24 protein-coding genes and 1 tRNA gene are annotated in these 26,020 nt (G+C 64.0%); 6 read left to right on the plus strand and 19 right to left on the minus strand.

Annotation, left to right across the window (positions count from 1 at the left end; genetic code table 11):
• The first annotated feature begins 24 nt into the window (after positions 1-24).
• The gene (locus B5D62_RS07805) at positions 25-1,026 is read left to right on the plus strand and encodes an ABC transporter ATP-binding protein (RefSeq protein WP_085933188.1); all 1,002 of its coding nucleotides are present in this window, start codon (positions 25-27) and stop codon (positions 1,024-1,026) included.
• A complete protein-coding gene (locus B5D62_RS07810; RefSeq protein WP_085933189.1) occupies positions 1,023-2,087 on the plus strand; it encodes an ABC transporter ATP-binding protein in 1,065 nt (354 codons plus the stop codon). The genes B5D62_RS07805 and B5D62_RS07810 overlap by 4 nt, the downstream gene beginning before the upstream one ends.
• Here the strand turns inward: B5D62_RS07810 and B5D62_RS07815 are convergent, their stop codons facing one another.
• The 16 genes from B5D62_RS07815 to B5D62_RS07890 all read right to left on the minus strand — a co-directional run bounded on the left by B5D62_RS07815 (position 2,088) and on the right by B5D62_RS07890 (position 14,859).
• The gene (locus B5D62_RS07815; RefSeq protein WP_231714738.1) at positions 2,088-3,095 is read right to left on the minus strand and encodes an NAD(P)/FAD-dependent oxidoreductase; all 1,008 of its coding nucleotides are present in this window, start codon (positions 3,093-3,095) and stop codon (positions 2,088-2,090) included.
• 85 nt (positions 3,096-3,180) lie between these two features.
• Positions 3,181-3,257 (minus strand) — tRNA-Met (locus tag B5D62_RS07820).
• A 56-nt stretch (positions 3,258-3,313) separates the two neighbouring features.
• Positions 3,314-4,579 carry an alkaline phosphatase family protein gene (locus tag B5D62_RS07825; RefSeq protein WP_085933190.1) on the minus strand — a complete coding sequence of 422 codons (1,266 nt, stop codon included), beginning with the start codon at positions 4,577-4,579 and terminating at the stop codon, positions 3,314-3,316.
• Between the two features lie 38 nt (positions 4,580-4,617).
• A complete protein-coding gene (locus B5D62_RS07830) occupies positions 4,618-5,625 on the minus strand; it encodes a Bug family tripartite tricarboxylate transporter substrate binding protein (protein ID WP_085933191.1) in 1,008 nt (335 codons plus the stop codon).
• Between the two features lie 56 nt (positions 5,626-5,681).
• Complete coding sequence (gene mnmA / locus B5D62_RS07835; RefSeq protein WP_231714739.1) at positions 5,682-6,809, minus strand: tRNA 2-thiouridine(34) synthase MnmA; 1,128 nt, start codon at positions 6,807-6,809, stop codon at positions 5,682-5,684.
• Positions 6,810-6,855: 46 nt separating this feature from the next.
• The gene (locus B5D62_RS34255; RefSeq protein ID WP_085933193.1) at positions 6,856-7,359 is read right to left on the minus strand and encodes a hypothetical protein; all 504 of its coding nucleotides are present in this window, start codon (positions 7,357-7,359) and stop codon (positions 6,856-6,858) included.
• 43 nt (positions 7,360-7,402) lie between these two features.
• Entirely contained in the window at positions 7,403-8,032 is a 630-nt protein-coding gene (locus tag B5D62_RS07845; RefSeq protein ID WP_139373757.1) for a hypothetical protein, read from the minus strand.
• Positions 8,033-8,089: 57 nt separating this feature from the next.
• Positions 8,090-8,296: a Fe-S cluster assembly protein IscX gene (gene iscX / locus B5D62_RS07850; protein ID WP_218190974.1), complete on the minus strand. Its 207-nt coding sequence runs from the start codon at positions 8,294-8,296 to the stop codon at positions 8,090-8,092.
• An 11-nt stretch (positions 8,297-8,307) separates the two neighbouring features.
• On the minus strand, positions 8,308-8,634 hold the full coding sequence (locus B5D62_RS07855) for a ferredoxin family 2Fe-2S iron-sulfur cluster binding protein (protein ID WP_419188772.1): 327 nt from the start codon (positions 8,632-8,634) through the stop codon (positions 8,308-8,310).
• 23 nt (positions 8,635-8,657) lie between these two features.
• Positions 8,658-10,553, minus strand: a complete 1,896-nt coding sequence (gene hscA / locus B5D62_RS07860) for a Fe-S protein assembly chaperone HscA (protein WP_085933196.1) — start codon at positions 10,551-10,553, stop codon at positions 8,658-8,660.
• Positions 10,550-11,074 carry a Fe-S protein assembly co-chaperone HscB gene (hscB, locus tag B5D62_RS07865; protein WP_085933197.1) on the minus strand — a complete coding sequence of 175 codons (525 nt, stop codon included), beginning with the start codon at positions 11,072-11,074 and terminating at the stop codon, positions 10,550-10,552. The genes hscA and hscB overlap by 4 nt, the downstream gene beginning before the upstream one ends.
• A gap of 18 nt (positions 11,075-11,092) precedes the next feature.
• Positions 11,093-11,500 (minus strand): HesB/IscA family protein, encoded by a 408-nt coding sequence (locus B5D62_RS07870; protein WP_231714740.1) that lies wholly within the window; start codon positions 11,498-11,500, stop codon positions 11,093-11,095.
• Positions 11,501-11,520: 20 nt separating this feature from the next.
• The gene (iscU, locus tag B5D62_RS07875; RefSeq protein WP_085933198.1) at positions 11,521-11,958 is read right to left on the minus strand and encodes a Fe-S cluster assembly scaffold IscU; all 438 of its coding nucleotides are present in this window, start codon (positions 11,956-11,958) and stop codon (positions 11,521-11,523) included.
• A gap of 27 nt (positions 11,959-11,985) precedes the next feature.
• Entirely contained in the window at positions 11,986-13,224 is a 1,239-nt protein-coding gene (locus tag B5D62_RS07880) for an IscS subfamily cysteine desulfurase (RefSeq protein ID WP_085933199.1), read from the minus strand.
• A gap of 18 nt (positions 13,225-13,242) precedes the next feature.
• Complete coding sequence (locus B5D62_RS07885) at positions 13,243-14,364, minus strand: cysteine desulfurase family protein (protein ID WP_085933200.1); 1,122 nt, start codon at positions 14,362-14,364, stop codon at positions 13,243-13,245.
• 6 nt (positions 14,365-14,370) lie between these two features.
• The gene (locus B5D62_RS07890; RefSeq protein ID WP_085933201.1) at positions 14,371-14,859 is read right to left on the minus strand and encodes an Rrf2 family transcriptional regulator; all 489 of its coding nucleotides are present in this window, start codon (positions 14,857-14,859) and stop codon (positions 14,371-14,373) included.
• 247 nt (positions 14,860-15,106) lie between these two features.
• Between B5D62_RS07890 and B5D62_RS07895 the strand changes: the two genes are divergently transcribed.
• Positions 15,107-15,781, plus strand: coding sequence for an alpha/beta hydrolase (locus tag B5D62_RS07895; RefSeq protein WP_085933202.1), 675 nt, complete (start codon positions 15,107-15,109; stop codon positions 15,779-15,781).
• A gap of 50 nt (positions 15,782-15,831) precedes the next feature.
• Here B5D62_RS07895 and B5D62_RS32815 read toward each other — a convergent pair whose 3' ends face one another.
• Both B5D62_RS32815 and B5D62_RS32820 read right to left on the minus strand, forming a co-directional pair.
• Positions 15,832-16,656 carry an alpha/beta fold hydrolase gene (locus B5D62_RS32815; protein WP_139373758.1) on the minus strand — a complete coding sequence of 275 codons (825 nt, stop codon included), beginning with the start codon at positions 16,654-16,656 and terminating at the stop codon, positions 15,832-15,834.
• 72 nt (positions 16,657-16,728) lie between these two features.
• Positions 16,729-17,808 (minus strand): anhydro-N-acetylmuramic acid kinase, encoded by a 1,080-nt coding sequence (locus B5D62_RS32820; protein ID WP_139373759.1) that lies wholly within the window; start codon positions 17,806-17,808, stop codon positions 16,729-16,731.
• 171 nt (positions 17,809-17,979) lie between these two features.
• Between B5D62_RS32820 and tyrS the strand changes: the two genes are divergently transcribed.
• Positions 17,980-19,233 (plus strand): tyrosine--tRNA ligase, encoded by a 1,254-nt coding sequence (gene tyrS, locus B5D62_RS07905; RefSeq protein WP_085933203.1) that lies wholly within the window; start codon positions 17,980-17,982, stop codon positions 19,231-19,233.
• On the opposite strand, the gene B5D62_RS07910 is transcribed toward tyrS, so the two are convergent.
• Entirely contained in the window at positions 19,230-22,283 is a 3,054-nt protein-coding gene (locus tag B5D62_RS07910) for a DUF3971 domain-containing protein (RefSeq protein ID WP_139373760.1), read from the minus strand. The two genes, tyrS and B5D62_RS07910, sit on opposite strands and share 4 nt — an antisense overlap.
• A gap of 151 nt (positions 22,284-22,434) precedes the next feature.
• Between B5D62_RS07910 and B5D62_RS07915 the strand changes: the two genes are divergently transcribed.
• Positions 22,435-25,383: a bifunctional [glutamine synthetase] adenylyltransferase/[glutamine synthetase]-adenylyl-L-tyrosine phosphorylase gene (locus B5D62_RS07915; protein WP_085933205.1), complete on the plus strand. Its 2,949-nt coding sequence runs from the start codon at positions 22,435-22,437 to the stop codon at positions 25,381-25,383.
• A 2-nt stretch (positions 25,384-25,385) separates the two neighbouring features.
• On the plus strand, positions 25,386-25,850 hold the full coding sequence (gene bcp, locus B5D62_RS07920) for a thioredoxin-dependent thiol peroxidase (RefSeq protein ID WP_085933206.1): 465 nt from the start codon (positions 25,386-25,388) through the stop codon (positions 25,848-25,850).
• Positions 25,851-26,020: the final 170 nt, after the last annotated feature.

The raw sequence follows: 26,020 nt of genomic DNA on the forward strand, positions 1-26,020 counted from the left end.
GGCGAGCGGCAAGCTCGCGGTCCAATGACCCCGCTTCTCGAAGTCGATTCCCTCAGGACCGAGTTCCGGTCGGGCGGCAACACCTTTGCAGCCGTGGATGGCGTCAGCTTCACGCTGGCACCAGGCGAGACGCTTGGCATCGTCGGGGAGTCCGGCTGCGGCAAGTCCGTGACCTCGCTGTCCATCATGCGACTTGTGCCCAACCCGCCGGGCCACATCACAGGTGGCGCCGTTCGGTTCCAGGGCCGCAACCTGCTCAATCTGCCCGAAGCGGAGATGCGCACTCTGCGGGGCGGCGCGATCTCGATGATCTTCCAGGAGCCGATGACCAGCCTCAATCCCGTGCAGACGATCGGCGCGCAGATCATCGAAGGCATTCTGCTGCATCGCGCGGTCGGGCCGGCGGAAGCACGGGCGCGCGCGCTGGAGATGCTTCAGCTCGTGCGCATCCCCTCGCCCGAGACGCGTCTCGACGAATATCCGCACCAGCTTTCCGGCGGCATGCGCCAGCGAGTCATGATCGCCATGGCGCTGGCTTGCGATCCGAAGGTGTTGATCGCCGACGAGCCGACGACGGCGCTCGATGTCACCATCCAAGCGCAGATCCTCGATCTACTGCGCGACCTGCGGGAACGGACCGGCACCGCCATCATGCTGATCACCCACGATCTCGGCGTCGTGGCCGAGCTGGCGCACCGCGTCATCGTCATGTATTCGGGGCGGATCGTCGAAGAGGCGCCGGTCGACCTGCTGTTCGCCGATCCGCAGCATCCCTATACGCTGGGCCTTCTGGGCTCCATCCCGCGGCTCGGCAGCGATGGCGACGAACGGCTGACGGCGATCGAAGGCACCGTTCCCAATCCCTTCGCCCTTCCTGCGGGATGTCGCTTCAGTCCACGCTGCCCGCTGGCCGACAGCCGCTGCCGCAGCGAGGCGCCACCGCTGCAAGAGATCGGCAAGGGACACCGTACGGCATGCTGGAAGGCACCACTCGACCAGACCCTGGCAGGAGCCGCCGCGGCATGAGCGAACCCCTCCTGTCCGTCGATGGCCTGGCCAAGCACTTCGCAGTGCATCGTGGCGTCCTGTTCCAAAACAAGATCGGCAGCGTGCGCGCCGTCGACGGTCTTTCCTTCGAGGTCGCCGAGGGCGAGACTTTGGCGCTCGTCGGGGAATCCGGGTGTGGCAAGTCCACGACGGGCCGCATGATCCTGCGCCTGATGGAGGCCAGTGCCGGCAGCATCCGCTTTGCCGGCAAGGACGTGCGTTCGCTCGACCGTCGCGCCTTGCGAGACCTCCGGCGCGACATTCAGATCATCTTCCAGGACCCCTACGCTTCGCTGAACCCCCGCCTCACCGTCGGCGAGACCCTGGCCGAGCCGCTGCGGCTGCACGGCTTGGCCTCCGGGCCGAAGCTGCGCCAGCGCATCGATAGCCTGCTGGCCGAGGTCGGGCTCTCGCCGTGGCATGCGCTGCGCTATCCGCACGAATTTTCGGGTGGCCAGCGTCAGCGGATCGGCATCGCCCGCGCGCTTGCCTCCGAGCCCAAGCTCATCGTCTGCGACGAGCCCGTCTCGGCGCTGGACGTGTCGATCCAGGCGCAGGTGATCAACCTGCTGCAGGACCTCAAGGAGAAGCGCGGCCTCTCCTACATCTTCATTGCCCACGATCTCGCCGTGGTGCGCCATATCAGCGATCGCGTCGCCGTGATGTATCTCGGCAAGATCGTCGAGCTGTCGCCGAAGCGGCAGCTGTTCGCCATGCCGCGTCATCCCTATACCCAGGCCCTGCTCTCGGCCGTGCCGGTGCCCGACCCGAGTGCCCAGCGGGCGCGCATCCGCCTCACCGGCGACATCCCGAGCCCGCTCAATCCGCCGTCAGGCTGCCGCTTCCACACGCGCTGCGCCTACGCCAAGGATCGGTGCAAGGTCGAAGAGCCAGCACTACGGCCAATCGGCCAGGAGGGAGAAAAGGTCGCCTGCCATTTTGCCGAGACCATTGTCCCGCCGACGCTGGTACCGGAGAACGAACCGCCTTACGCCGCCCGGCTAGCGGCCTTGCGCAAATTCCGGCCAGCAACGGCGTGATCAGGCGGCGGGCACGCCCGAAGTCGTCGAGTATTCGAAGTGCAGCGGCTGCTCGGGATGGATCAGGCCATAGGCAGAGCGCGCAGCAACGGCGGCCTCGGCGAAGCCGGTGAGGATCAACTTCAGTTTGCCGGGATAGGTCACGACATCGCCGACCGCGAACAGTCCCGGCCGGTTGGTCGCCGCCGTGGCGGGGTCGATCGAGATCTGATTGCGCTCCAGCGCCAGGCCCCACTCGGCGATCGGCCCCAAGGACATCGACAGGCCGAAGAACGGCAGCAGGATATCGGCCGGGATCTTCTTCTCCACGCCGTCCAGGGTTGCGACATTCACCGCCATGAGCCGCCCGTCGACGCCATCGAGGCTCTGGAGCTGATAGGGAACCACGAGGTCGATCTTGCCGGCTGCAACCAGCGCCTTGAGCCGAGACTCGCTCTCCGGCGCGGCGCGGAACCGATCGCGGCGATGCACCACCGAGACCCGGGCCGCGACCTCGGCGAGCGACAAGGCCCAATCCACCGCCGTGTCGCCGCCACCGGCGATGACGACTCGCTTGCCGCGGAAGCTCTCACGCTGCGTGACGTAGTAGAAGACGCTTTTGCCTTCGAACGCTTCGATGCCGTCGAGCGGCGGTCGGTTCGGCCCGAAGGCGCCAACGCCGGCCGCGACGATCACGGCGCGAGCCTGGATCACCGTTCCTTTGGATGTGGTGAGCTGCCAGAAGCCACCGGTGGCCGGCTCGAGCGACTGAACCTGTTGGCCAAGATGATAGACCGGCTGGAATGGCGCTGCCTGGGCCTTCAGCCGGACGATGAGCTCGGCCGCCTCGACGCGCGGAAAGCCCGGAATGTCGTAGATCGGCTTTTCGGGATAGAGCGCGGTGCATTGGCCGCCGACGTCTTCCAGCACATCGACCACATGGCAGCGGAGCCGAACCATGCCGCACTCGAACACCGCAAACAGGCCGACCGGCCCTGCGCCCACGATCACGACGTCGGTCTGATGCATATGCCCGTTGTTCATGCCCATAAGCTGGCCGATCCGCCCCACAATGGAAAGGCCCCGGCCGGGAGTCCGACCGAGGCCTGAAAAATGGTAGCTGGGGGCGGACTTGAACCGCCGACCCCGGCATTATGAGTGCCGTGCTCTAACCAGCTGAGCTACCCAGCCATGGGTGGGCGGTATTAAGCGGCGACGCGGCAGCCTGTCAAGGAAGCCGAATGCCTTCACGGCACGATAGGTCTGCCGTCCATCCCGTCGGCCGGCAGCCCGAGAAAATGCAGGATCGTCGGCGCGATATCCACCAGGCTGGTGGGACGTTCGACCAAGCCGGCCCCGAAGTCGGGATGGACTACAGTCAGGAACGGGCGGGTCTCTCCAGGCCCCAGGCCACCGTGATGGCCGCACCCGATCTCGGGCGTCCCCTCGCCGTCTTCGATCAGCCACCGTGTACCGGTCACGCCATAGGGATTGACCTCTTCGTGCCGCGCCGTGTCGACGGCGGCAACGAGGGTGTCGGCGAACAAGCCTGTCTGTGCCAGCGCCTCTCCCGTCAGGATCGCGCCAGCCCAGGGTTCGCGCTCCAGCCTCGGCAAAAGACTCTGCAATGCCGGACGGGCGTCCGCCGTCGCGTAAAGGAGCGCGGAGGTCCCCTGGGAGGCGACCCCGACGCGGCCCTGCCGCACCTCGACTTCGAGGCCGTTGGCGCTAAGCCAGTTCCCGACATGGATGGATCGGCCAATGGTCTCGTGGCCGTGATCGGAGCCGATGAGCAGAAGTGTGTCGAAACGATCCTCGTGCGCCCTTATCGCCTCGACGACCATGGTCACCAGTTCGTCCGTCACCTTCAATGCATGCAGATGCTGCGGCGAACCCAGGGCGTCGTGGTGGAGGGTCAGGTCGGGGTTCGCCAGCCACAGAATGCCCAGCTTGACGCCGTCCGCGGGCACCAACTCCCGGCAAAACCGTTGCGCGGTCACCATGTCGCCGTCGAGGTCGTGGCTGACGTCGAGATGGCCTTCCCCATTCAACGGCACGCCACCGGGTCCGAACGATCCGGCGCGGTGGCGCACAATCCCGAAATGGTCGGGATCGAGAAAATAGGCTGCCCCCGGCGATACGTTCGAGTAGGCGATCTGGCCACCGACGGGGGCAAGCCGTTCAGCCAGCGTTGGCATTCGTAACGTCTGTCCCGTGACTCGCCGCAGGGTCTGGCGGAAGGAAGCCACGCCGGCGTTGTGCACGACGATGCGTCCGTCCTCCACCAATGCCATCTGGTTTCCTTCGAGGCCATGCTGGCCGGGAAAGCAACCCGTCGCGATCGAGGCCGCCGAAACGCGCGTGACGGAGGGAAAGACCGCGCGATGGTTGCCAGCACTTCGATGCTGCCTTCGAAGGGCCGCCAGCGTGGGAGTATGCGCGTCGTTGATCCACTCGTTGCCTAGCCCATCACAGACGAGGAGGATTGCCCGGCGGTAGCGCGGTTCAGTCATGATGGCATCATAGAGGATATTGCCGAGCGAGCGGGCTGCTACTCTGGTTGAATTCCGGCATCCGCAACGATCCGGTCGCTTTTCGCGATCTCCGCCTGCACATATTCCCGGAACGCTGCCGGCGTCGAGCCGACCGGCACGGCTCCCTGATCCCGCAAGGCAGCCTGGACATCGCTCGCCTGCAAGGCGGCGATCAGACTCTGGTGCAGGCGTGCGATGACGTCGTTGGGCGTCCCCTTGGGAACGGCCATGCCAACCCAGGTATTGAACTCGTAACCCGGATAGCCGAGTTCGGCCATCGTCGGCACATCGGGCAGCGCTTCCGACCGAACCGCTGACGTCACCGCAAGGGCTCGAAGCTTCCCGGACTTCACCAGCGGCACCGCCGGCGGCACGCTGCTGACGGCCATATCGAGATGGCCACCGACAGCGTCCTGCACCAACGGCCCAGAGCCCTTGTACGGAACATGGAGAAGCTTGACCTTGGCCATGCTCGACAAAAGTTCGGCAGCCAGATGCTGAGGGCTGCCACTACCGATGGATCCATAGCTGACCGACGCCGGCTTCCGGCCGGCAGCATCGATGAGCTCACGGAGCGACTGATTGCTGGATGTCGGTGCAACGAAGACCAGGGGAAAAACCGCGACAAGGCTGACCGGCTCGAAATCGGCGCGGGGATCGTAGGTCATGTTCCTGAACAGGCTGGCATTGATTGCCATTTCGCTCGCCGCCCCGAACAGGACCGTGTAGCCATCCGGCATACCTTTGGCGACGACGGCCGCACCGATCATGCCGGTGGCACCGGGCTTGTTCTCGATGATCACAGACTGCCCCAAGGCCTCGGACATCCGCTGCGCCATCGCTCGGCCGGTGATGTCGGTCCCGCCGCCCGGCGGATAGGGAATCACGAGCTTGATCGGCCTGCTGGGATAGGCAGCCGACTGCGCGAGCGTCGATGCGGGTATGCTCCCCAGGCCGAGAGCAAAAGCGAAAGCACGTAGGTGGTCCCGCCGCGACCAGAAGCGATTGAAGCCGTCCTGTGACATGGCGGCCTTATCGGGCCGTGTCGTGACGACGTGATGACAGAACGAGGTACCTGCCGTCAGGCCCAGCGGCGAATGAAGCCTCCGCCCAAAACGCGCTCGCCCTTCTCCACATCGTAGATCACGCAGGCCTGTCCCGGCGACACGCCGATTTCCGGTTCGGCAAACCGAACGGCGACCTGGGAGCCATTGCGTGAGACGGTTGCCGGCCGCAGGGATTGAGAGGATCGGACTCGAGCCTGTACAGGCAAAGAACCGTCGAAGTCCGGCCCCAGCCAGTTCACATCATCGAGCATGATCTCGTTGCGGCCGAGCGCCGAGCGCGGGCCGACGATCACGCGCCGCGTTTCGGGCTCCAGCCTGACGACAAAGAGCGGCTCGTTGTTGGTTCCCGACCGCTCGCCGATGGCCAATCCGCGCCGCTGGCCCACAGTGAAGCGCACGATGCCCTCGTGTCGGCCCAGCACTCGCCCACTCATGTCGACGATCTCGCCGGGATCGTTCGCTTCGGGTCGCAGCTTCTGGACCACCGCCGCATAATCCCGGTTCGGAACGAAGCAGATGTCCTGGCTGTCGGGCTTCTCGGCCACATCCAGGTCGAAGCGTTCGGCAATCGCCCGCGTTTCGGCCTTGGAGAGATGCCCCAGCGGAAAGCGCAGGAAGGCGAGCTGTTCGCCGGTGGTGCCGAACAGGAAGTAGCTCTGATCGCGCGCCGGATCGGCACCACGATGCAGTTCGGGGCCAGCCTCACCCATCACTCGACGCACATAGTGGCCGGTCGCCAGCGCCTCGGCACCAAGCTCACGAGCGGTCCTCAGGAGATCGCGGAACTTTACGGTGCGATTGCACGCGATGCAGGGGACAGGCGTTTCACCGCGCAGGTACGAGTCGGCAAAAGCCTCCATCACGTCGTTGCGGAACCGGCTTTCGTAGTCGAGCACGTAATGCGGGATGCCAAGCCTTTCGGCGACCTGCCGCGCGTCGCGGATGTCCTGACCGGCACAGCAGCTGCCGGCCTTCCCGATCGCCGCGCCGTGGTCGTAGAGCTGCAGCGTGATGCCCACGACGTCATACCCCTGCTCCTTGAGCAGGGCCGCGGTGACGGACGAGTCGACGCCACCGGACATGGCAACCACCACGCGGGTGTCGCGCGGTGTCTTGTCGATCCCGAGAGAGTTCGAAGCCATGGCCAGGCCTATATAGGACCCGGCCGCTGCCGCCGCCAGCCGGTCGCTAATCCCGCCGATAGCTGGTATCGCGCACGGCCTTGGCGACACCATGGCTGTCATAGACCACGACCACCCGATCACCCATCTGCACGTCACCGTCGTCTGGTTGGGCGATCGTGACTTTGGAGCCATCATCCTTCTGGACGGTCACCTCGATACCGCGGCGGGTCCCGCCGTTTCGATCGATGGCGGTACCGGCAATGGCACCACCGACGGCTCCCAGAACACCACCGAGGACCGCGCTCCCGGCGTTATGGCCGATCGCAGCCCCTGTGATGGCGCCACCTGCGGCGCCGAGACCGCCGCCGACCAACGTCCCCTGACTGACACCCGAGCCGGTCGATCCTGAAAGTGGGACTTCCCGAATGGAGACCACCCGTCCCGTCTCGCCGCGATAGCCGCTGGCGTTCTGCACCACGCCGGGCCGGACGCCTTGATTCTCGCACGCACCCAACGTCGTCGCGAGTGCCAGGGGCACAAGCAGACCGAGAAGCCACTTAACCGACATCAAAAATCCCTCTCTCCGTGCGCCAAGTCCAAACGGCAGGAAATCAATCAGGGTTTCGGGAGGTATCGCGGACCACCTGGGCGACGCCGTTCCGGCCTTGCACGACCTGTACGCGGTCTCCGAGTTGGATATCCCCGTCATCGCGCTGCGCAATCGTGACCTTGGAGCCGTCGTCCTTCTGGACAGTCACCTCGATGCCGCGACCGCCGCCGCCGTCTCCATGGCGGCCGTCGAAGATCGAACCGGCGATCGCACCGCCCACGGCGCCGAGAATGCCGCCGACGATGCCGCTTCCTACCGTCTGCCCCGTCACGGCACCGAGGACCGCACCGCCGACGCCGCCCAGAAATCCGCCGATAACGGAGCCGTTGCCGGAGCCGCCGCCGCCCTGCAGCCCCACTTCGTTGATGGACACGACCCGACCGCTCTCGCCAGGAACGGCCGCAGCTTGCTGAGGCGACACGGCTGTCCCGCCCGAAGTCGCGCCCGCGGAGGCGGATGCATTCTGCACATAGACGCCTTGGCTCTGGCTCGGAATGCCGGCTTGGTTGTAGGTGCTGGGCGGTCCCGAGCGGCTGACGATCCCAGGCTGGACGCCGTTGGACGCACAGGCCCCGACGCTCGCTGCCAACAAAAGTGCAGTCGCCGCGCCCTTAAGTGCCTTTCCCCTCATGGACCCCTCCACAGCCACTTTAAGGCACGAATCCGGGCCGAATTGGGGCAGGTTCCACTACCCCCGTTCGTCGATCCACGCCGCCTGGATGGCCTCGAGAATCTTCTCGTTGGACCGGCTCGGATCATCGCCGAAAGCAGGCAGCTCCACCACCCAGCGATGGAGATCGGTGAAGCGCAGGTTCACATTATCGACCTCGGGATGGCGCTCCTCAAGTTCGATGGCAATGTCGCGCACGTCCGTCCAGCGCAGCTTTCCCGCCATCGCGGCAACTCCTACTTGTCGACCATCATGTTCCGGGTAGCAGCCGGCAGTTTCACCACCAGCCCGTCGAGCGCCTCGGTTATGCGGATCTGACACCCCAACCGGGACGTATGGGTCAGGCCGAAAGCGAGATCCAGCATGTCCTCTTCGTCTTCGCTGGCCGGTGACAGCTTGTCGAACCATTCGGGCTCGACCACGACGTGGCAGGTCGAGCAAGCGAGCGAGCCTTCACAGGCCCCCTCGATATCGACTCCATTGCGGTGGGCAATCTCAAGGACCGAAAGACCGATCGGCGCATCCACTTCCTTGCGCGACCCGTCCTTCAGAATGAAAGTCATCTTCGGCATACAGACAGACCTCGTTATTCGCCGACACGGCGCTCCAAGTCACTCATCGACAACCCCGCCAGCGCCTCGCGAATACCACGATCCATACGCCGTTCGGCAAAAGGCTTGGAAAGCGACTCCAGGCTTTCCGCCGCCGCAGTGATTTCGTCACGATCTTCCCCGGCTATCGCTTTGTCGACGCGGTCACGTGCCGCGTCGATGGCCGCTCTTTCTTCGATTGAGAGCAAATTGCCGTCCTTGGCCAAGGCCGCTTCCAGGGCAAGCAGATTGCGCCTGGCTTCGACACGCGATTCGGTAAGCAATCGCCGCGCGACATCCTCCTCTGCATGCTCCAGGCTTTCGTACAGCATGTCCGCCATGTCGTCCTGGCTCAGGCCGTAGGATGGTTTGACCTCGATCCGTTGCTCCACGCCCGTGGTGCGCTCCTGCGCCGATACCGTCAGCAGACCGTCGGCGTCCACGGCAAAGGTCACCCGGATCCGGGCGGCGCCCGCGGCCATCGGTGGAATGCCGGTAAGTTCGAAGCGTGCCAGGCTGCGGCAATCGTCGACCATCTCGCGCTCGCCCTGCACCACATGGATGGCCATCGCCGTCTGGCCATCCTGATAGGTGGTGAAGTCCTGCGCGAGCTGTACTGGGATGGGGGTATTGCGAGGAACGACCTTCTCGACCATCCCTCCCATCGTCTCCAGTCCGAGAGACAGCGGCGTCACATCGAGCAGCAGCGTGTCCGATCCCCCGGTCAATGCCTCCGCCTGCAGGGCTGCCCCCAGCGCCACCACCTCGTCGGGGTCGATGTCCATAAGCGGCGGCTTGCCAATCAACCCGGCGACGCGCTCGCGCACCAACCGGACCCGCGTCGAGCCACCGACCAGTACGATGCCATCGATCTTGGAAACCTCCATCGCCGCATCGGCCAGAACCTGCCGCGCGATATCGAGAGTCTGTTCGACGTAGCCGCCAATCGCGTCTTCAAATTCCTCGAGGGTGACGACGTGGAACGACGGTTTGCTGCCGAGTTCAAGTCTACCAGAAGTCTTGTCCCGACTGGACAGTTGCTCCTTCATCTGACGCGCCAGCGCCAGGGCGATCTTCACCGCGGCTTCGTCGATCCGGTCCTCGATGCCGTCCCGCTTGCGCTCCATGAGCATCCGCTCGGCGATCGTCCGATCGAAGTCGTCGCCGCCCAACGCCGTATCTCCGCCGGTCGCAAGCACCTGGAACACGCCCTTCTCCAGGCGCAGCAGAGAAAAGTCGAACGTGCCGCCACCAAGATCGTAAACCGCGTACAGCCCCTCGGCTGCCTTATCGAGGCCATAAGCCAATGCGGCCGCCGTCGGCTCGTTGACCAACCTCAAGACCTCGAGCCCTGCGACGCGGGCGGCATCGCGGGTCGCCGTCCGCGCCGCATCGTCGAAATAGGCCGGTACGGTGATCACGGCCCGCTCCACAGGCTTCTCGAGTGCCGCCTCGGCACGCGCGCGCAACGTCTTCAGAATCTCCGCCGAGATTTCGACCGGAGACCGCGCCCTGCCACCGACGCGCAGTTTCACCATGTCGCTTTCGCCGGTACCTGGCTCGATTTCGTAGGGCAGTACACCTGCCACGGCCTGAACGTCGCGAGCGCCTCGTCCCATGAGTCGCTTCACCGACGCCACGACACGATCCGGCTCGGAAGCCATCAAGCCCCGAGCCTGGTCTCCGACCAGTACGCCGCCCGCCGCCGGATAGGCGACGACCGACGGCACCAGGGAGTTGCCCGCCTCGTCATGCAGCGCCGCAGGCTTGCCATCGCGCGCGATCGCGACGACGGAATTGGTCGTGCCGAGATCGATGCCGACGGCCAGTGCTTCCTCGCCCGCATGCGGCAAGGGTGTCTCGCCCGGCTCATGGATCTCCAGCAGCGTCATCCGTTTGCGATCCCAACTTTCTTGACCAAATTCGCCCGTCGCCCTTGGGCTTCCTCGGCGAACTTGTCGAGATAGCGCAGCCGAAGCAGCGCCTTTCTGATGGCGGGCTTGTCGTCCCGCAAGAACAAACTTCCCAGAGCTGTCAGCGCTTGCTGACTCTGCTGCCGAGCTTGATCGGCAAGCGAATCGATGGCCTCGATCGTGGTCGCGTCGTGCAGTGCCTCGCGCGATTCCATCGCTTCCATCAGAAGCTCAGGATCATCGATGGTCTTGCCGTCGCCCGGCAGTTCGACGCCTTTCAGGCCAGCCAAGTAGACCGCCCGCGCCAGCGGGTCCTTCAATGTCCGATAGGCATCGTTGAGCGCGGCCGCCTCCGTTGAGGCTCGCGCCCGTTCCTCAGCCGGCTTGCCGACGAACCGATCCGGGTGCCATCGGCGCTGAAGTGCGAAGTAAGCCTTGTCGAGAACCGCAGGCTCCAGGTCGAGCGCCGCCGGCACTCCCAGCCGCGCGAAATGATCCATGGCCCGATTGCTTCACTGTCAGACGTGGAAGGATTCGCCACAACCGCAGCGGCCCTTTTCGTTGGGGTTCTTGAAGACGAACCCCGACTTCAGCTTCTCTTCCTGGTAGTCCATCTCGGTCCCGATCAGGAACAACGAAGCCTTCGGGTCGATCAGAATCTTGAGCCCGCTGGTCTCGACAACCTCGTCCATCGGCTCCTGCTTGTCGGCGAATTCAAGCGTGTAGGACAAACCCGAGCAGCCCTTGGAGCGCACGCCGATCCGAACGCCCGCGGTCGGCTTGCCGCGCCCCTCGATGAGCGCTCTGACGCGCTCGGCGGCGGCTGGCGTGACGGTCATCACCTGAGGACGCGGCCGTCTCGGCCGAGCCGCTGGCGGCGCGCCGGCAGCGGCCTTGGCAACGTCGGTGGTCGTGGACGTGCTCATACTCTGCTCCAAACCCTTTGCTACTCGGCGACCGCTTCCTGGCGCTCGACCTCATTGTCGTCAGGCTTCGCAAATTTCTGTGCAGCCTTTGCACGGTAATCCGCGATGGCGGCCTTGATGGCGTCCTCGGCCAGAACGGAGCAATGGATCTTCACGGGAGGCAGAGCCAGATGCTTGGCGATATCTGTATTCTTGATCGTCTCGGCCTCGTCGATGGTCTTTCCCTTGACCCACTCGGTGACCAGCGACGAAGACGCGATCGCCGAACCGCATCCGAAGGTCTTGAACTTCGCATCCTCGATCAGGCCATCGGCGCCGACCTTGATCTGCAGCTTCATGACGTCGCCGCAGGCCGGGGCTCCGACCAGTCCCGTTCCGACATCCTCGGCATTCTTGTCGAGCGACCCGATGTTGCGGGGGTTCTCGTAGTGGTCGATCAGCTTTTCGCTGTAGGCCATGACACTCTCCTCAAGTTCGCGGACGACCTAGTGGGCCGCCCATTCAATCGACTTCAGATCGATACCTTCCTGCGCCATCTCCCAGAGCGGGCTCATCTCGCGCAGCTTCGTGACGTGGCGCACCAGTTCGTCCACCGCCGTATCGACCTCCTGCTCCGTCGTGAAACGACCGAGGCCGATGCGGAGCGACGTATGAGCCAATTCCTCCTCGACCCCGAGCGCACGCAGCACATAGCTGGGCTCCAGGGACGCCGAAGTACAAGCCGAGCCGGATGAAACCGACAGCCCCTTGATTCCCATCATCAGCGACTCGCCCTCGACATAGGCGAAGCTGATATTGAGGTTGCCGGGAATGCGGTGCTCCAGGTCACCGTTGACGAAGATCTCCGGCAACTTTGCCCGCAATCCCTTGAGCATCCGATCCTGCAGCCTCTTCAGCCGCTTGGCCTCGGCATCCATCTCCTTCGTGCAGATCTCGGCGGCCTCGCCCAGCCCGACGCAAAGCGGCGTCGGCAAGGTACCGGACCGGAAGCCCCGCTCCTGCCCGCCACCGACGATCAGCGGCACGAGCCGCACGCGCGGCTTGCGGCGGACATAGAGCGCGCCGATGCCCTTGGGGCCGTAAATCTTGTGGCCGGAGATGCTCATGAGGTCGATGTTCATCGCCTCGACATCGAGCGGAATCTTGCCTGCCGCCTGGGCAGCGTCGGTATGGAAGAACGTCTTCTTCTCACGGCAGATCTTGCCAATCTCGGCCAGCGGCTGGATGACGCCGATCTCGTTGTTCACCGCCATGATCGAGACCACGACCGTCTTGTCCGTGATCGCCTCACGAAGTTGGTCGAGATCGATCAGGCCATTCTGCTGTACCGGCAGATAGGTCACCTCGAAGCCCTGCTGCTCGAGATGGCGGCAAGTATCGAGCACGCACTTATGCTCTGTCACGGTCGTGACGATATGATTCTTGCGGTCCTTGTAGAACTCGGCGACGCCGCGAATGGCGAGGTTGTTGGACTCGGTGGCGCCGGAGGTGAAGATGACCTCCTTTTCATCTGCGCCGATCAGCTTGGCGACCTGGCCACGGGCCTTCTCCACGCCCTCTTCGGCCTCCCAGCCATAGGAATGGCTTCGGGAATGGGGATTGCCGAACTTGTACGTGAAGTACGGCATCATGGCGTCCAGGACGCGCGGATCGAGCGGCGTGGTCGCCTGGTAATCGAGGTAGATCGGCTGATCGTTGCGCCGGACCTGCTGGAACGCTTTCATGCTAACCCCTTGAATTCCCTAGGCGGCCTGAGGTCGGGAGATATCCGACTGAGACACTCGGACATATAGGTCCCGCCAAGCCGCGATCAAGCGCTCGATATCGCCGAAAACCGTGTTCCAGCCGAAGCTTATTCTCAAGGCCGTTACCGATTCGGAAAGATCCACACCCATCGCTTCCAATACCGCCGAGGGGCCCACCTTGCCCGAGGAGCAGGCGGCGCCCGAGGATACGCAGATTCCGGCAAGATCCAGTGCCATCACCTGTGTTTCCGCCCTCACGCCCGGCATCGAAATGCAACTGGTGTTGCTCAGTCGCGGCGCGCCGGCACCGAAAACCCGAGCGGCAGGCGCCAGTTCGCACAGCGCCGACTCGAGCCGATTTCGCCAGTCCGCCATGTCCAAACCGTTCACGGCAGCTTCGGCAGCAGCGCTGAATCCAGCGATGCCCGGGACGTTCTCCGTACCAGCGCGCCGGAAGCCCTCCTGCCCGCCGCCCACCCGGTCGGGTGAGAACGGCGCCCCCTCACGGAGCACCAGGGCTCCGACGCCCGGCGGTCCACCTAGCTTGTGGGCAGAGAGGCTGAGATAGTCGATGCCGAGGCCGTGCATGTCGATGGCGACCTTGCCGCCGGCCTGGACTGCATCGCAATGGAAGAGCGCACCGGCTGCCCGCACGATGCGACCGATGTCCGCGACGGGCTGCAAGACCCCGGTCTCGTTGTTCGCGAACATCACCGAGACCAGTGCCGGCTCCGGAGACGCCGCAAGCATCCGCTCGAGCGCCGCGAGGTCCACGACGCCATCGCGATCGACGGGAATGACGCCCGCCCCGGGAACCACTCTGCGGACGCTATCGTGCTCGACTGCCGAGACGAGCACCCTTTTCCTGCCGGAGCCTGTCAGGACAGCATTGTTCGCTTCGGTGCCCCCGGACGTGAATACCACCTCCGCCGGCAGGGAACCGACCAAGGCCGCCACCTTGCCACGAGCGCCCTCGATGCAGGCTCGCGCCCTGCGGCCGCTCCGATGCACCGAAGAGGGATTACCTCCCATCCGCAGTGCCTCGACCATGGCCTCGTACGCTACGGGCCGCAGCGGGCTCGTCGCGTTGTGGTCGAGATACACGGGGGTGGCGTTCATTGGACTTCAGCTGGCAGCGACCATCGGTTCTTCCGCGGTGGCCGGAGCGGAGGGCGCATTCGCGGCCTCCGCGATCCGCGTCGCAAGCTTGCGCTCGAGAACATCCGCCAGGGTTACCGAGCTCAGGAACATGTGAATCTGGTTGCCGAGCTCTTCCCACAAATCGTGGGTGAGGCACTTGCTGCGGTCGGCCCGGCAGCCCGTGGCTCCCAGCTCCGTGCAGCGTGTCGCGGAAATCGGCTCATCGACAGCCAGAATGATCTCCGAGACCCGAGTATCGGCCGACGGCCGGGCCAGCCGATAGCCGCCCCCAGGACCGCGCACGCTCTTGACGAGTTCGGCCCGGCGAAGACGAGCAAAGAGCTGCTCGAGATATGACAGGGAGATTTCCTGCCGGGCTGCGATATCGGACAAAGACACAGGCTTCGCCTGCGCGTGACGTGCCAAATCCACCATCGCCATGACGGCGTAACGACCCTTGGTGCTGAGCTTCACAGCATCCTCCTCGTACCGGACCTTGCCGGCTTGTCGTTCCCGAACGCCTAAAGGTCTTGAAAACCAAGGCGTTGCTACGATATTCCAGCCCCCCGAGCCGAGGGGTCTGGTAAAAACCAACTTAACGGGTAGGGTTTAGATAGCCCGAGCGGGTTGGTCAAGTATCAAGAATCCAGCAGAATGTTACTGTCGGCCATCAACCGAAGGGGTCCGTGGCGGCCAATAATGACAAAGAATCGGAGTCTCCATGCCTGATGTGATGTTTACCGGCCCAGAAGGTCGCCTCGAGGGTCGTTATCACCAGAGCAAGGAGGAGCACGCACCTATTGCGCTGATTCTCCATCCTCATCCGCAGTATGGCGGGACGATGAACCACAAGGTGGTCTTCACCCTGTTCCATGTGTTCGTTAATCGCGGCTTTTCCGTCCTGCGCTTCAACACGCGCGGGGTAGGCCGCAGCCAGGGTCGGTTCGACAATGGCATGGGCGAACTGAGCGATGCCGCCGCGGCTCTCGACTGGCTGCAGACGATGAATGCGGACGCCAAGTCCTGCTGGATCGCCGGCTATTCGTTCGGCGCCTGGATCGGCATGCAACTGCTGATGCGCCGTCCCGAAATCGACTGCTTCGTCTCGGTGGCGCCTCCGGCCAACTCCTACGATTTCGGCTTCCTGGCCCCCTGTCCTTCCTCAGGCCTGATCGTCGGGGCGGAGAAGGACGAGGTCGTCCCTCTCGTGGACATCCAGAAGCTGGTAGCACGGCTGTCGCTGCAGAAGGGCATCACCGTCGAATCGCGGACGATCAAGGGAGCCAATCACTTCTTCCACGATACGCTCGACAAGCTTGCGGTCGATGTCGACAAGTACGTCGCCAAATGCCTGATCAATCCGCCGGGCCGGGCAACGTCCAACAAGGAACCGTAAGGGAGAATAGTGAGCGGCGAAGATGCCTTCGCCGCTCCGCCACAAACGGCCTATTTCGCCTGAATGAAAGCCAGCAGGTCGGCGTTAAGCTGGTCCTTGTGCGTGACCGCCAGTCCATGCGGTCCCTTCGCGTAGACCTTCAGGTGCGCACCCTTCACCAGCTTGACCGAAAGCTGCGCTGAATCGGCGATCGGTACGATCTGATCGTCGTCGCCGTGGATGATCAGCGTCGGCACATCGATCTTCTTCAGATCCTCGGTGAAGTCGGTCTCGGAGAAGGCCTTGATGCAATCGTACTGGCTCTTCAGGCCACCCATCATGCCCTGCAGCCAAAAGGACTCGCGGGCGCCCTCGCTGACCTTGGCGCCATCGCGGTTGTAGCCGAAGAACGGCATGGTCAGATCCTTGTAGAACTGCGAACGATCGGCCGCGACGCCTTTGCGGATGCCGTCGAACACGTCCATCGGCAGGCCGCCGGGATTGGCCGCCGTCTTGACCATGATGGGCGGCACCGCGCCAACCAGCACCGCCTTGCCCACGCGCTTGCTGCCGTGGCGGCCGATATAGCGAGCGACTTCACCGCCACCAGTCGAATGACCGACCATGACCGCGTCGCTGATGTCCAACGCTTCGAACAACTGGGCGAGATCGTCGGCGTATTGGTCCATGTCGTTGCCGTCCCAGGTCTGGGTCGATCGACCATGGCCGCGCCTGTCATGAGCGATGACACGATAGCCATGCATGCCGAGGAACATCATCTGATCTTCCCAGGCATCCGATGTCAGAGGCCAACCGTGACTGAACGTGACGGGACGGCCCTTTCCCCAATCCTTGTAGTAGATTTCGACGCCGTCCCTGGTCTTGAAGATTGGCATGCCATGCTCCTTAGGCTCGAGTGACTCGGTCGCATCGTGCATCCCGCAGCTACTTGGAAACGCGATCAACACCTAAGGTATATGCAAACGCCCCCCCGTCATTGCCATCGGCACGCCGGTCGTTGTCGGGAAAGTGATGGGAAGACCACGCAACGAACGCGCGGCCAGGAAGCCGAAGGCTTGAGCTTCGATCGCATCGCCATTCCAACCGAGCTGCTCCGCCGTCACGACGGTCGCGCGCGTCTCTTCGGCAATGGCACGGAGCAGCGTCGGATTGCGCGCCCCGCCACCGGAAATCACCCACTGCCGAACGGGTGCCGGGAAATGCCGTTCGGCAAGCGCGATGGACCGGGCGGTTCCCCAGGTCAGTGTTGCCGCCCCATCGGCCACGCTCAATCCATCGACCCAGGCATCGTTGAAGTCGCCGCGATCCAGGGATTTGGGCGGGAGCTTGTTGAAGAAGAGATTTTCGCTGAAGCGCAGCAGTCGCCCCCTGTTCACCTTGCCCGAGGCAGCGAGCACTCCATCGCGATCGAACCGGGTTCCCGCCCGACGTGCGCACCAATCGTCGATCGGGCCGTTGCCGGGCCCGGTATCGAAAGCCAGCAGGGCGCCGTCCTCGCCAACCCAGGTTACGTTCGCGACGCCGCCGACATTCACGACCGCGATCGGCCGCGGGAGATCCCGCACCAGGGCCGCGTGATAGACGGGTACCAGAGGCGCCCCCTGCCCGCCGGCCGCAACATCGGCGCTGCGCAGGTCGTTGACCACGCGCACGCCCAACGTCTTCGCAAGCGCGGCCCCATCGCCGATCTGCCAGGTGAAGCGTTTCTCCGGCCGATGCGTGATGGTCTGGCCATGAAAGCCCACGACGTCGACTGATGAGAGATCGACGCCATAGTCGGACGACCAGCGCCGAACGGCCTCGACATGGGCTGCCGTCACCGCCTCTTCCGCAGATCGCGTGATTTCGTTCCCCGTTTCGGCGCCGAAGGCTGCCCGGATCCGGCGGCGACTTTCGTCCGTGTATGGCAGCGTAAGGCAGGGGCCGAGGTGCGCGATGCGCTCGCCATCAGTCTCGATCAGGGCTACGTCGACGCCGTCTACCGATGTGCCGCTCATAAGCCCAACGACGCGCAGCGGACGACCCATCCCGTGCTCCAAGCTGGCTATGCCGATCGTGGCCAGTATGGACGCGTCCGCCCGCTCCTGCCCTGATTCGGCGCGATTCTGGCCTTCCGGCCTCCGTTGAGACGCCGGCCGCCCCGTGTTACACCGCCGGCCCTTCACGGACAAATCCAAGGGTAGTTCCCGGGCGGAGAGATGACGGGCTTCAAGTCGGATTTCATGCGCATCGTCCACGAACGCGGCATGGTGCATCAATGCAGCGACACTGCGCGGCTGGACGAGCTTCTCGCGAGCGGCATCCGCACGGCCTACATCGGCTTCGACTGTACTGCCGATTCCCTGCATGTCGGACACCTGCTGCAGATCATGCTGCTGCGCTGGTGGCAGAAGTGCGGACACAAGCCCATTGCACTCATGGGCGGCGGCACCACCAAGGTCGGCGATCCTTCCGGCCGCGACGAAACCCGCCAGTTGCTGACCGTCGAGCAGATCAATGCCAACATGGCGAGCATCAAGCGCAGCTTCTCCAACTACCTTGTCTTCGGCAACGGCCCCACCGATGCGGTGATGGCGAACAATGCCGATTGGCTGGATACGCTGCTCTACATCCCGCTGCTGCGCGATGTCGGCCGGCATTTCTCGGTCAATCGGATGCTGACGATGGACTCGGTCAGGCTGCGGCTGGAGCGTGATCAGCCGCTTTCCTTTCTCGAGTTCAACTACATGATCCTGCAGTCCTACGACTTCGTGGAACTGTACAAGCGGCACAACTGCATCGTGCAGATGGGCGGCTCGGATCAATGGGGCAATATCATCATGGGGGCCGATCTCGGCCGCCGCATGGCCAACGCCGAACTGTTCGCCTTGACCTCCCCCCTGCTCGCCACGGCGTCCGGGGCCAAGATGGGCAAGACGGCCGCCGGCGCGGTCTGGCTCAGTCCGGATCGGCTGAGCCCGTACGATTTCTGGCAATATTGGCGCAACACCGAGGACGCCGATGTCGGCCGTTTCCTCAGGCTGTTCACGGATCTGCCGCTCGACGAGATCGCGCGATTGGAAGGCCTTCAGGGCCAGGAAATAAACGACGCTAAGAAAGTGCTGGCCACCGAAGTCACGCGCCTCGCCCATGGCGACCAGGCGGCAGAGCAGGCGGCAGAAACGGCCCGCCGCACCTTCGAGGAAGGCGGCCGTGCCGATACGCTACCGACACTCGATTTGTCACGCGCCAGACTCGCGACCGGCATTCCCGCGTTCGATCTCTTTCATGAGGCCGGCCTGGCCGCCAGCCGCAACGAAGCCCGCAAGCTGATCAAGGGCGGCGGTGGCCGGCTGAACGACATGCCGATCGCATCCGATACCGTCGTGATCAGCGACAGCGATCTCGATGCTTCGGGGACGTTGAAGCTCTCGGCCGGCCGCAAGCGGCATGTCCTGGTGCGGGCCGTCTAAGGCGCCCGCTTGGTCTGTGACGTTCCATCCAGCGAGCCGTTGAACAGCTCCCGCAGCGCGCCGGGAGTCACGGCGGACATCATGTTGATGTCCGACTTCAGATCGTCGAACGGACCTTCCAGCCGATAGGAAATCGCAAAGATGCCGGCGCCCTTGCCGCCCGTGATCAAGGGCCCGAGCAACGGCACGTTGGACAGCAGATTGTTCAAGGCGAAGCCAGGCACTACGAGTCCGCGCAGACGCGCTGTATCGTTGGCGAGATCGAGATAGCCGGATGTCGTCAATCCAATCGACTGGCCACTGGTTCGGCCGTTCTTGACATCGATCCTGTCCCCGGTCTTGAGGATCTGAGCCTCCAGTCCGTCGAATTGCTGAAGGGCATTGCCAGCGCGATTGAGCCCATCGATCGTCGAATTGAGCGAATCGACGTCGGGGCGCGGAGTCACCTTCTGCAAACGATAGGGACCAAGCTTTAGCGTTCCCGAGAGCGGTGCGCCGGCCGCGCTGTCATTGAAAAAGCCGCGGAAATCGAGATATCCGCCAGCCAGGCCGTCGAGCCAACCGGCCTCGTGCAACAGCTGGCCGAAGTCAGTGATGTAAAGCGCCACGTTGCGAGCAGCCGGAACGGGTTGCACGCGGAAAGTTCCGCCCCGCCCCGCCCCGAGCGCCAGATCGGCAGAGACGAGCCGATCGCCGGACAGGCTGAACTGGCCGCTGAGCGAACCGAGGCTACCCTTCTTCACCAGCACCTGATCGAGCCGCAACGCGACGTGGGTGGTGTCGGTCGCTGCCTTCGAGCCGGTTGAAGATCCTGGCTTCCCGGCCTCGTCCTGCCCCTTCAGGGCTTGGCGTACCCTCGGCAGCTCGATCGAACGGCCCCGCAGATCGATATCGACGTTGTTCCCGTTCTTCCGCCAATCGGCAGAGATATCCGTGCGGCCAACCGCAAGCTCGGCGATGGTGATCTGCTGAAGAACATTGTCAGCGCTGAACAGAGCAGTCCCCTTGGCCTCCAGGCCACCGCCGCGCCCCTCGAATTCCGCAGACACAAGTTTGCCGCCCGCGGCGAGCTTTGCGCCCAGAGTCAGTTGGCTGTCGACACCAGCTTCCTTGCTCCAGCCCAGTTGCGGTACGGAGCTGTTTGCGGCCTTCAAGTCGAGACGCGCCTGCACCTCGCCGGTACCGTTGGGTGCTACCTGGTAGGACAGGCTCGTCACGTTCATCGGTCCGGTGATGTATGGCTCTATCGACAGGAACCCTGCTTTTGCAATCAGGCTGGCGGGAATTGTGCCTTTCAGTTCATAGCGCCGGCGGTACGTAGCCTTTGACCCGAACTGCTCTCGCCAGAAAATATCGACCGCCGAGCCATCGAACTTGCCCGCGCCCGTAACGTTCAGCTGGGAATTCTCGTACAATATTCTGCCTGTCGCTTCCGTCAGGTCGACGGCGCCGATGGCCCCCTTGAGACCGAAATGCGACAGTGAAGCCTCCGCCCTGATATCGAGGTCGGCCACGGTGATGGCATTGAGCAACGGGAACGACAGCGTCAGGTCGATGGAGACGTCACCGCTCAGCCGCTTGGGGTCGTAAAGCATATCTTTTGGCAGCCCAAGCTTGGGCCTCGCCAGCAGAGCATTGGCCGCCGCGGCCGTCCCCGTGATCGGCATATGCAGCTTCGCGACCTGCGGCGGCGGCCGATCCAGATCGTTGAGGTCTATGGTGGCGTTGCTGACCGTCAGACCGACGCCGGTGCCATGATTGACATCGAAATGAAGCGTGGCGTTTTCGTACCGGGCCGTCCCCGTCACGTCCTCCAGTTCGGGCATATGCGGCATGTAGTGCACCCGCATGCCTCGATAGGCCAAGGTCGCCACGGCCTGATCGAGCTTGATCTGCGAGAAATCCCCGCCTGGCGCACTGAGGCCAAACTCAGCAGCGACGTCCAGCGTCCCGCGGCTCAAATTGGCGACCGCCCAATTCCGACCACCTTTGGCGAACTCCAAGGGCCAATACGCCGCCAGCTGGTCGATCGGGATGTCCGTCACCTCGGCGCGGCCCTTGAAACTCTGCCCCTGCTCCGTCCGGACGCCTTGCCCCGTAACCGTCACCTTCGCCGCCCCGAGATCGAGGATGAGACGATCGATCTTGGCCGTATGCGATGCAGCATCGACAGAAGCCGCCGCACTCACCCTATGGACCTTGTGGACAACGGGCAGAACGCCAGGCAGCGTCAACGTACCGTTGCCGCCGGTAACCTCCATGGCGATGCTATGGATATCCCCGGCGCCGCTTGCCTCGACATGCATCCGGCCGGCCAGCGCAACGTCTATACCCCGTAACACGCCCGCATTTGGAGATAGGTCGGCCAGCATCGCGGGCTTGAGCCCTGCAATCTTCGCCTCGGCCGAGATCCTGCTGCGGTCGCGGCTATAGGTTGCCGAGAAGTCTACATCGACCGGACTGCCTCCATTGCTGAAGCGGGCGCTCGCCGAGATGATCACGCCGCTGGCATCACGCCTCAGCTGAGCCTGAACATCGGGTGCAACCCACGTCACACCGCTTGGTATGTCCTTCACCGTCAAGCGACCGCGCTCGACGCGGACGGTATCGAGTTGCCCCAGCAACGAGGTGTAGTTGGGTTCGTCCATGAGCTGCTCGATCAGGAGATCGACCATCTCGCCTTGCGAGGATGTATCACTCTTCGCCAGGACACGTTGGAGCATGCCGCCTTCGCGAGCGATTTCCGCGTCGAGGGTGGGTCGGTCGACCACGATGGCTGTCGGCAGGAATCGGGCCTTGAGGACGGTGCCGGGTTCGAATGAGAGCGCGACGCTGGGCGCCGTCGCAACAGTCTGCCGTCGCGCGTCGTCTATGCGCAGGCCGCTCAAGACCAGGCGCATTGGCTGCGCGATACCGTCCCACTGCGCATAAATGTGGTCGGCATGAACCGTTACATTGCCCCCCATGGTCGCGAACTCGCGATCGACCACCGGACGCAGAAAGTCCAGGTTGATCGGCCCAAATGTCAGACGCACACAGACGGCTGCCACGAACAACGCCCCAATGGCCGCCCCGTAGCCAACGATTCGGCCAATACTGCGATATACTCTTCCGACCAAAGCTCGTTACTTCCGCGTTGACGATGACGGCTGGGCTAGGCAAGCGTGCTGTCGTTGCACAATTTACCCGCCGCCTTATCCGATGTCTTGGCTTTCGACCATATCCCTGCCGCGACCACACAACCAAGAACGGCTGCAAGTCGCGTGGAGGCGATGGGACGAAAAGGCACCGCGGCCCAGTGATCCGGCCGCCCTTGCTCTTCTCGAAGCGCTGTTCGGCAACAGCCCCTACCTCACAGAGACGGCCTTAAAAGATCCGATTTTCATGGCCGATCTGTGGCAGGCCGGCCCTGATACCGTCCTGACGACGCTCGAATCCGATCTGTTGTCAGTCAGGCAAAGTGCTCGGGCCGGCAGCACGCCCATCGAGATCGCGACGCAGCTTCGGCGGCTCAAGCACAAGGCGGCATTGGCTGTTGCCGTGGCCGACATAGCCGGCGTGTGGTCGCTCGAGAAGATCACCGGCGCCCTCAGCGACTTTGCCGGCGCCGCCCTCGACGCGCTGGTCGACGCCCTGCTGCTCCAACTCGATCGGGACGGGCAGTTGCGCATCGCAGGCGACCCTCAGGCCGCCGCCTTCACCGTTCTCGGAATGGGTAAGCTCGGGGCCGGCGAGCTCAACTACTCGAGCGACATCGACCTCATCCTGCTTTACGACCGCGATGCCCCCGCGCTCGCCGATGATGAACAGGTGCCGAGACACTTCGTGCGGATGGCCCGGCTGCTGGTCCAGCTTCTGTCGGAAACGTCGGTCGATGGCTATATCTTCCGCACCGACCTGCGGCTGCGTCCCGATCCGGGTTCCACGCCGCTGGCCATGTCGGTGCAGGCGGCCGAGCTCTATTACGAAAGTGTCGGCCAGAATTGGGAACGGGCCGCCATGATCAAGGCGCACCCCGTTGCCGGTAATCGCGCAGTTGGCGGCTCCTTTCTGGGCGACTTGCGTCCGTACATCTGGCGCCGGCATCTCGACTTCGCCGCCATCCACGACATTCATTCGATCAAGCGCCAAATCGATGCCCATCGCGGCGGCCGCACGATCGGCGTCATGGGGCACAACGTGAAGCTCGGCCGGGGAGGCATTCGCGAGATCGAATTCTTCGCCCAGACGCAGCAACTGATTTTCGGCGGACGGAATCCGGCTCTGCGGCTGCGCGGCACCTGCGAGACATTGCGCGCCCTCGCATATGCCGGCCATATCAGCGCAACGGCGGCCGAGGAGCTGATCGAGGCCTATGGCTTTCTGCGCCGGGTCGAGCATCGGCTGCAGATGGTCGACGATCGCCAGACCCACAGCATCCCCACCGACGAGGCCGGCGTCGACGGCATTGCCGCATTCCTTGGCTATAACGACCGGGCCGCCTTCGAGACGGACCTGCTGACACGGCTCCGCTGCGTCGAAAGCCATTACGCCCACCTGTTCGAAGAGGCGCCAAGCCTGGCTGGACCGGGCGGCAACTTGGTGTTTACCGGCATCGAGGACGATCCCGGAACGCTGCAGACGCTGCGGACCCTCGGCTTCCAGGATCCTTCCGCCGCCGCGGGCATCGTGCGTCGATGGCATCATGGCCGGTACCGGGCCACGCGGTCGGAGCGAGCCCGCGAGCTGCTGACCGAATTGATGCCGGCCCTGCTCAAGGCGCTGGGAGAGACGGCCGCGCCCGACCAGGCGCTGCTGAACTTCGATCTGTTCCTGAACAATTTGCCGGCCGGGGTTCAGCTCTTCTCTCTCTTCAAATCCAATCCGGCGCTCCTCGAACTGGTCGCAGCCATCATGGGCAGTGCGCCGGGTCTCGCGTCCCATCTCTCGCGCCGGACACAGCTGCTGGATTCGGTATTGTCGCCGGATTTCTACAATCGTCTGCCGGCTGCCGATGTGTTGGTCGCCGAATTGGGCGCGGCCCTCGCGGGCGCCCATGACGAGCAGGATATCCTTGACACGGCGCGACGCTGGACCAACGACCGACGGTTCCAGGTCGGCGTGCAGCTCCTCAAGCGCGTGGTGACACCGGCTCAAGCGGGAGAAGCGTACGCCGACGTGGCGCAAGCGACCATCTCCGGACTTTGTGATCGCATCGAAAGAAGCTTCGCCGAGGTACACGGTAGTTTCAGTGGACGGCGTCTGGCGGTCCTCGGGCTCGGCAAGCTCGGCAGCCGCGAGATGTCCGCGACCTCCGACCTCGATCTCATCTTCATCTACGATGTCCCCGAAGGCCTCGAGGTTTCGGATGGCCGTCAGCCGCTGCCCTCGACCCAGTACTATACGCGCCTCAGCTCGAAGATCGTGACCGCGCTCACGGCCCTGACCAACGAGGGCGCCCTGTATGAGGTCGACATGCGGCTACGGCCGTCGGGCCGCGCTGGCCCTCTGGCCAATTCCCTCGCGGGCTTCGAGACATATCATCAGCAATCGGCCTGGACCTGGGAGCATCTGGCATTGACGCGTGCGCGCGTCATTCATGGACCCGAGACATTGGCCGAACGGCTCACGGCGATCATACGCTCCACCCTTTCCCGCCCGCGCGATCCCGTCGTCCTGGTGCGGGACGTCGCCGACATGCGGGACCGGATCGCCGAGCACGCCGCCCCCCGGAGTCCATGGGACTTCAAGCATCTGTCCGGCGGCCTGTTCGACATCGATTTCGTGGCCCAGTACCTAGCCCTGCGCCACGCCGCCCAGCATCCGTCGATCCTTGCGCCCCACCCCGCCGAGATGTTGCGGCGTGCGGCCGAGGCCGGGCTGCTCGCGCCGGACGACGCCACGCTGCTGCAGGCGACGCGGACCCTGCTGTCCGACGTGCAGAGCCTGTTGCGGCTGACGCTGAACGGCGACGAATCGGCATTCGATGAGACCAAGGCCCCCGAAGGCCAGCGGCGGTTGATCGCAATGACCGAAGGGGCAGCCGATCTCGATGAACTGCGCGGGCGCATAGGCACCCAAACGCAGGCCGCCCATGCTATATACAAGCGGATCGTCGAGGACCCGGCACGCGCGGCGGGATGGCTGCCGCGCCGGGAGCGAAGGAGCTAAGGATGAGCGTCGAGGAAGGCAAGAAGGCACCCGATTTCACGGCCCCGACCGATGGCGGCGGCAAGCTGAAGCTCTCGGAGCTGCGCGGCAAGCCGGTGGTGCTGTATTTCTACCCGAAGGACGACACGCCGGGCTGCACGACCGAAGCGTGTGGCTTTCGCGATGCCGCTCCCGATTTCAAGAAGCTCAAGGCGCAGGTGGTCGGCGTCAGCAAGGACAGCGTCGCTCGCCACGACAAGTTCAAGGCCAAGTACGGCCTGTCCTTCCCTCTGGTTTCCGACGAGGACGGGAAGATCTGCGAGAAGTATGGGACCTGGGTCGAAAAGAGCCTTTACGGCCGCAAATACATGGGCATCGACCGGGCGACCTTCCTCATCGACAAGGAAGGCACGGTCCGGAAGATCTGGCGCAAGGTCAAAGTATCCGGACATGTCGACGAGGTACGTGAGGCATTGGCTGCCCTCTGAAATGGGCGTTCCCCGCTTGTGACCAATTTGCGGCTGTGGCTGGTTCCCCTTCAAGACTCCCTCCCGACAGCCCTATGGTGGCGGTCGGGGTGTGTGGACGATCCTCGTAAGCGAGCGGGGATTCTTAATGAAGTCGTGGAGGCACTATGCTTCAAATACCGGGTCAATGG

Source organism: Enhydrobacter aerosaccus, from assembly GCF_900167455.1.
GTDB classification, from domain to species: domain Bacteria; phylum Pseudomonadota; class Alphaproteobacteria; order Reyranellales; family Reyranellaceae; genus Reyranella; species Reyranella aerosaccus.